This is a genomic window from Desulfatiglans sp. (genome assembly GCA_012513605.1).
Lineage (GTDB): Bacteria > Desulfobacterota > DSM-4660 > Desulfatiglandales > HGW-15 > JAAZBV01.
On the sequence record JAAZBV010000080.1, the window covers coordinates 24,959 to 31,951 of the forward strand.

8 protein-coding genes and 1 pseudogene are annotated in these 6,993 nt (G+C 42.0%); 2 read left to right on the top strand and 7 right to left on the bottom strand.

What is annotated here, in order from left to right; translation table 11 throughout:
- Positions 1-10 precede the first annotated feature (10 nt).
- The 7 genes and pseudogenes from GX654_10240 to GX654_10270 form a co-directional block, all read right to left on the bottom strand.
- Positions 11-1,039: a DUF481 domain-containing protein gene (locus tag GX654_10240; GenBank protein ID NLD37236.1), complete on the bottom strand. Its 1,029-nt coding sequence runs from the start codon at positions 1,037-1,039 to the stop codon at positions 11-13.
- Positions 1,040-1,130: 91 nt separating this feature from the next.
- On the bottom strand, positions 1,131-1,466 hold the full coding sequence (locus GX654_10245; protein ID NLD37237.1) for a type II toxin-antitoxin system RelE/ParE family toxin: 336 nt from the start codon (positions 1,464-1,466) through the stop codon (positions 1,131-1,133).
- 41 nt (positions 1,467-1,507) lie between these two features.
- Positions 1,508-1,770 (bottom strand): annotated as a pseudogene (locus GX654_10250) (type II toxin-antitoxin system Phd/YefM family antitoxin).
- A gap of 144 nt (positions 1,771-1,914) precedes the next feature.
- Complete coding sequence (locus GX654_10255) at positions 1,915-3,918, bottom strand: ATP-binding cassette domain-containing protein (protein ID NLD37238.1); 2,004 nt, start codon at positions 3,916-3,918, stop codon at positions 1,915-1,917.
- A gap of 159 nt (positions 3,919-4,077) precedes the next feature.
- On the bottom strand, positions 4,078-4,305 hold the full coding sequence (locus GX654_10260; GenBank protein ID NLD37239.1) for a hypothetical protein: 228 nt from the start codon (positions 4,303-4,305) through the stop codon (positions 4,078-4,080).
- 15 nt (positions 4,306-4,320) lie between these two features.
- Positions 4,321-4,494, bottom strand: coding sequence for a hypothetical protein (locus GX654_10265; protein ID NLD37240.1), 174 nt, complete (start codon positions 4,492-4,494; stop codon positions 4,321-4,323).
- An 82-nt stretch (positions 4,495-4,576) separates the two neighbouring features.
- Entirely contained in the window at positions 4,577-5,701 is a 1,125-nt protein-coding gene (locus GX654_10270; GenBank protein NLD37241.1) for a hypothetical protein, read from the bottom strand.
- A gap of 248 nt (positions 5,702-5,949) precedes the next feature.
- Here GX654_10270 and GX654_10275 point away from each other — a divergent pair, with 248 nt between their 5' ends.
- Positions 5,950-6,588 carry a dTMP kinase gene (locus GX654_10275; GenBank protein ID NLD37242.1) on the top strand — a complete coding sequence of 213 codons (639 nt, stop codon included), beginning with the start codon at positions 5,950-5,952 and terminating at the stop codon, positions 6,586-6,588.
- A 4-nt stretch (positions 6,589-6,592) separates the two neighbouring features.
- Positions 6,593-6,993 (top strand): DNA polymerase III subunit delta' (locus tag GX654_10280; GenBank protein ID NLD37243.1); only part of this gene is annotated, 401 nt, incomplete at its 3' end.

Sequence of the window (6,993 nt, forward strand, 5' to 3'; positions counted from 1 at the left end):
TGCCTATTTTTTAATTTCCAAACTGATACCCCAGTGTAAACATCAGGGCCTTATCGGTTTTTTCTCTTCCTGGTGACGGGCTTTTTTCCCAATCAATATTGTATTGCAGGGTAAGATTGAAACGCTCATATAATGGAACACGGATACCTGTCCTGCTTTTAATAAACATATCGTCAGTATCTTCAAGGCTTACAAAACCTTCATGGAAATGGAAAAACTGGAATGCCTTGTTGTAAAAAAACCTGTCATAATTGACTGCCCATCTGCCTGAAGAGTATGATTTATCCGGGGCAACAATATAATCATCACTCACATAATTTAAACCTGATTCAATGGAGAGATTTGTTTCCGGTGTTTCAAAAAACTGATGACCAACACCTACACCAAGTGCAGATCTGAGGCTCAGGTCCTTGAATTTATCCTTTTCAAAAAGTGAATTAGCATATGCAAACCATTTTTCTGACAGGAAATGATCATATTTTAGATAGCCAAGTGAATTGCTCTCTGTCTTTATGCCATTGTCTTCGCTTCTGTTAAGCTGACCTCCAGCTGTGTATCTGTTTTTTTCTGTTCTTGCAGAAAATTCTCCATCAAAGTGCGTTGTATCTTTTTCGGTGTTTCCGCTCGTAAATGTCATGCCAAGGTTTGCCCTGGCCTTTATCTTGAGAGGAGGCTCCTTGGGTGGGTTTACAGAGACAATATCGCCCATTGAAACAGATACAGGCTCAGAAATCTTGCTTGTATTAAACTTTATTTTACCCTGTTCAATGCCCTGAGGATTTCCGTGAATAAGGGTATCGTCACTTAAAAGAATGGTTATCTCTTTATCTGTTTTCAGATTGGCGATCTCAGTCCATTTGATGCCTATTTCATCTGCATATGAGGTTTTGATAACAAGCTTGCCTCCATTCATATTCAAGATCTCTCCTGTAATCCGGTCACCATTATTCAGGTATACCTCGTCAGCCATTATATTGTTAAAAGCTAATAAAGTTACTGTCAACATGGATAAAACAATACATTTGCATAAGACTTTCATAATAGTCTCCTTTCATTGCAGGGTTTATCAAACACAAAATAATAAAATTGAACTGTTGTTTAAAATAAGACTTCTTGGGAAACAGGTTTACTTATACAATAATATTGATTGGACTTACAGCATTTTCTTTTATTAGCTCAAGTTGAAATATGGTACGCCACCAGACATCCTTGTCTTTTTTTTGTTTTATTTTTAACAACCCGTAGGTCTCCTCATAAATATTTGCCCTGGGACCGACGGCTACTATATTTATCTCTTTATCTTTTTCTATCTGATAAATAATCCTGAATCTCTTCACCCGATAACTTTTTAATCCTTCAAGTTCATCCTTTAAGGCCTTTCCTACGCAAGGGTCTTCTGAGATCATTTTGAGTGCGCTTTTTATTTTCTTTTTAATATCCGGGTGCAAAGAACGTAAGTCCTTCACCAGATAATCAGGTATCCTCAGTTTATATATTGACAATACCTCTATTCATTGAATAATTCCTCTAATGAATAGAGTTTTGCAATTTTTTTTTCAGTGCTTTTACGCCCTTTTTTATTTCCTTAATAAAATCAGGATTGGATTGAATTGATATGGTCTCTTTCCATCCTTCGAATTCATCAGGACTTACCAGCACTGCTGCAGGCCTTCCATTTTTGGTTATAATTATTTCTTCGTCCAGATTGTTGACCCTGTCAACAAGGCTGCTCAGCTTTGTTTTCGCTTCAGAAAGAGATAATGTTTCCATTTTGTATCCTTAAAAAAATGAGCCAGAATTCTGGTCATTGTAGTTTTAATATTTTTTAGTGTCAATTATTTAAGAGAGCTGGGTAAAACATCGATCCGAGGCAGGTTTAACCAATGGAAATAAAAACATGAATTTTGAAATTGATCACTCTTCATCTACCCCCAGCTCTTCCTTTAGCTCTTCCATCCGGGTCTGGGCCTTTTCCCATTCTGAAATGGATTCTTCAAGGGTCTGTTTCAACTTTTTAAATTCATTCAAAAGAGGTACACTCTTGCTGCTATCCTTGAAGAGTTCAGGATCTGTAAGCATGCCTGATATCTCCTTTTCCCTTGCTTCAAGGGCTGAGATCTTTTCCTCAAGTTTTGCGCACTTTTCTTCAATGGGCTTAAGGGCGGCGTTAATCTCCTTGCGTCTTTCCGCCTTTTTCTTTCTAATCTCCTTTTTGTTTTCCGATAACCTCTGCTCCTGAATAACCGGCGCAGTGCCTGGCTCCTTCTCCCTGCCATCAGGGCTAACAGCAAGGGGTGAAGCACCCTCTTCCATCTCCTTAAGGTGCAGAAAATATTCCTTCAGGGTGCCGTGGTATTCTATAATCTGACCGTCCCTGATATCCCATATCTTTGTGGCAAGCCTGTTAATAAATGACTGATTGTGGGATACAAAGAGGAGTGTGCCGCTGTATTTATCAAGGGCATCTATAAGTATCTCGGAAGAGACAAGGTCAAGGTGATTTGTGGGTTCATCCATAACAAGCAGGTTACCGGGCTTTATAAGTATCTTTGCTAGTGCCACACGCGCCTTTTCACCACCTGAAAGCACCTTGACCGGCTTATCCACATCCTCACCTGAAAAGAGAAAGGCCCCGCATACCCCCCTCACAAAGCTTGTGCTCTCGTGCGGCACCACCTGATACACCTCTTCAAGGATAGTCTTTCTCTGGTCAAGCATCTCAGAGTGGTGCTGGGCATAATAGCTCATCTCAACATTGTGTCCCTGTACTATGGTGCCTGTGTCAGCGGGTATTTCATTTGCTATCATGCGGAGGAGTGTTGTCTTGCCATAGCCGTTAGGGCCTATGAGCCCTATCCTTTCACCCTTGAACACGTTAAGGTCTATATCCTTATAAAGCCTCTTTTCACCGAATGCCTTTGAGATGCTCCTTATTGTAAGCACCTGCCTCCCGCTCTGGGCCACCTCTGGAAATGTAAACCTGATCGTCCTCTGGCCCTTGTGGGTGCTCACTATCTCAATTTTTTTAAGGAGTTTGATCTTGCTCTGGGCCTGCCGAGCCTTGGTGGCCTTTGTCTTGAACCTCTCTATGAATTTTTTGGCATCCTTAACCTTCTGCTCCTGGTTCCTTGCCATTGCTTCAAGCCGGCTGTTTTCATCCTCCCTTAATACAAGGTACTGTTCATAGTTTCCCCTGTAACTCCTTATGCCTTCCGGTTCAAAACTTATAATGCGGTCTATCTGTCTATTTAAGAATTCCCTGTCATGACATACAAGGATTATTGCCCCTTTAAATTCACGTAGAAACTGCTCAAGCCACATCACCGAAGGCAGGTCAAGGTGGTTTGTGGGCTCATCAAGTAGGAGCAGATCAGGGGCCTGAAAAAGGAGGCTTGCTAGGGATGCCCTCATACGCCATCCGCCGCTCAGATGTGCAACAGGCTCGTTAAAACCCTGTTCTGTAAAGCCTAACCCTGCAAGTATCTTTTCCGCCCTGTGAGATGGGTACATGGATTCAATCAGGGTCATCTCATTGTGCAGTTCAGTTAAACGGCTCGCAAGTTTCACATGATCGGGGTTGCCCTGATTACTGTTTATAAGGCATTCTATACTTCTGATCTCTTCCCTTATGGTTTTTCTTCCGGGGATAGAGTCTACTATAGATTGCAGCAAGGGGCCTGAAAGCCTTTCATCCACATCCTGTGACAGATACCCGAACCTTGAACCGCCTGTGAGCACAACTTCACCGCTGTCAGGGTGCATCTCTCCTGATATAACTCTGAGCAGTGAGGTCTTGCCCGATCCATTAGGGCCAATAAGCCCGATACGGTCACCCTTTTCAACCTGGAAACTTAATTCCTTTAGTATCTCTTTTTTTGAGAGGGTCAGATTAATGTTGATTATGTTTAGAAGGCTCATAAAACTTTTAAAAAGAGGGCCATGTGAAGTTTGTACTAAAGTAAAGTTACCTGTTTACCGATAAATATCCTGAACCTCTAATGGTTCAACTTAAGCCCCCAGCTCTCCTCAACCCTCTTAGCATGGGGGCTTTCTTTTTTTTTGGATACATCGTTTGGATCAGCGTGAAAAGATACCGTCAAGTATTTCCTGTATCTGTGCGGGGTTAATATATCCTTTATCAAGCAGTATCTCACCTATAAGACGATGAGTCTTGTATTGAATCTCTTCTTCCACCTGAATTTTCAGGGTTTCAATGAGATTTTCGGCAGTTATAAACCCCTTTTCTATGGCTATTATGCCAAACTGTTTCTCATAATGCTCTATCTTGCCCGGTTTATCAGACATGGTTCCTCTCTTTCTCTACAGTTTATCCGAGCTGTATTTTTTCTTAAGTATTAAGCCATACACAAAGACCATGGCGATTACCCATATGGAAACAAGCAGCCAGCTTTTAGTCAGGTGCCAGACCGCACCGCTCCCTACAAAAGATGGGATTATCATAACTATCCCGATACCGATATCCCTGCTCTCCATGTTAACCTTCCTCTCAGAAAAAGATAATCGAGTATCACAAATAAATTAATATTGCTATTTATTTTTTGCTCTGGATATTCAATCAGTTACCTTTTTCCTGAGGCATAATTGCAACGGGTTTGAAATAGGTTATGATCCGCTTCTCCAGAAGTTCCATACCCTTTTCTCTTGCCTGGGCCTCGCTCCTGAAATCACCTATATAAACCCTGAACCATGTAACAGAAGGTTCCGTTTCAGGGACATAGAATGCCTTGTAACCCGATCCCTTAAGGCTTGCAACCACCCGCTGGGCATTCACCTCTTCCTTGAAGCTGCCTGTATGTATAAAATAGATGCTGCTGCCTGTTTCATTTTGAACAGCATCAACCTTTTCAGGAGAAATATCAACCACAGAAAATTTGTTTTGGGCCCGTGCATAACCTGTTATCACACCCGATTCAACAAGTGTTTTTGCATCCTTTACCGCTTCCCCCAGTGTTTTGTATCCGGTTATATAGATTCGGTATATATCTCCAATACCCTCTGATATCTCATGACGATAAAATGCTCTCCTCCCCAGGGTAATAAGCTCTTTTTCAAGGATAGCAGCATTTGCCTCCTCTTTATATGCGCCAACCTGTAAAGTAGCCCCCTTTGGCTGATCAGCATGGGTATCAGTCGCAAGAGGCTCGCTTATATCAGGTGCCTTTAAAGTATCCTGCACTTTAACAATCTTTGATTCCGGTTCAGGAGCCTTGTTTTCAACGAGCTCTGGCTTTTCCTCTGAAGCCTGTTTCACATCATTTATCGGTTGAATCTCTCCAGTCGGTTCCGGCCTGGTTTCAGGGGCAGGCTCTTCTTCTATCGGCTTATCAGCCAACTCTTTTACAAGGTAATCAGATATAAGTTCAAGATCCTTTAATACCTTGGCCTCCTTAATGGCCTCCTCAATTGAACTGTATCTTTCTATGTATACATGGTATTCAATTTTACCGCTCTCAGGATTCTTTTCTTTCCTGTAAAAGGCATTGTTCCCGGAATTTTTGAGCTTTGCTTCCTCTTTTTTTGCGGCCTCTTCACTGCTGAATCTTGACAGGGCAATAGAGAAAAAGGGGGTCTCTCCGCTTGATGTTGCAGGTGTAAAAAGTATAAAAGCCATTATTACGATAACTGGTATCGCGATGGGTATCATCCTGGCAGGCAGGCCTTTAGAGTTTATAGAGTCCATGTTTTTACCCGCTAATATCTGCACATAACAGTAAACAACCCGGCAAATGCCTCTTTTTTGACTATTTCCTATTAATAATCCTTTATCGTATGATACAAAAAAATGGTAGCAACATGAAAGAGTATAAGGAATAGAAGGGAATGTGTCAATGAATTGGTATTTTATGAATACACCATCCTTGATTATGGTTTCTGTTTTCTATATACTCCTTTGCCGGGTCTTAAAAAATTCAGAGAAAGGGAGCCAAAATGTTTATCACCTTTGAAGGCATTGAGGGATGCGGTAAGACGACCCAGGTTGATCTTCTTGTAAAATATCTTGAGAAGAGGGATATAAGCTTTATTAAGACATTTGAACCGGGTGGAACAGAGATAGGTAAGGGCATAAGAAAGATACTGCTTGATTCAAAGAACACCCATCTTTCTCCCCTTGCGGAACTGATACTTTATGCGGCAGACAGGGCACAGCATGCGAATGAAAAATTGATCCCTGCACTTGATAGTGGCAAATGGGTCATCTGTGACAGGTTTTTTGATGCGACTGTTGTATATCAGGGTTATGGCAGGGGGATGGATATGGAGCTTATCGGGCTTTTAAACAATAAGGCTGCATGCGGGCTTTGCCCTGACCTGACAATACTTCTGGATTGTCCTGAAGAAGTCGGCCTTAAACGGGCGCTTGCGCGCAATAAGGAGCTGAATCTTGAGGCTCAGGGGCGGTTTGAAAAGGAAAAACTGGAATTTCACAGGCGGGTGAGAAATGGCTATCTTGCCCTTGCCGATAGATTCAAAGAGCGCTTCAGGGTTATTGATGCCTCAAGACCTGTTGAAATGATAAGCCACGATATACATAATCTTATTACCCCCTGTATAGAGGCAATAAGGTAAAAAAGTGAAGGTATTCTCAGAGATAATCGGCCAGAAAAAGGCAATTGATTTTTTAAAAAGGGTCATAGTTGGTGACAGGATACCCCACGCATATCTCTTTACCGGGATAAACGGGGTTGGTAAAAGCACGACTGCCCTTGCCCTTGCAAGGGCAGTGAACTGCACCTCAGATACTACTGGTGATGGCTGCGGCAGATGCATTACATGCAGGCAGCTATCAAGTGGCAATTTTCCTGATATTATCACTATTGCCCCTGATGGGCAGAACATAAAGATAGAGCAGATAAGGGAACTGAACAGAAACCTTAATTACAAGCCTGTCTCAGGAAAATACAGGATTACCATAATAGACTGGGCCGAGATGATGACAGAAGAGGCGGCAAACTCCTTTCTCAAGACCCTTGA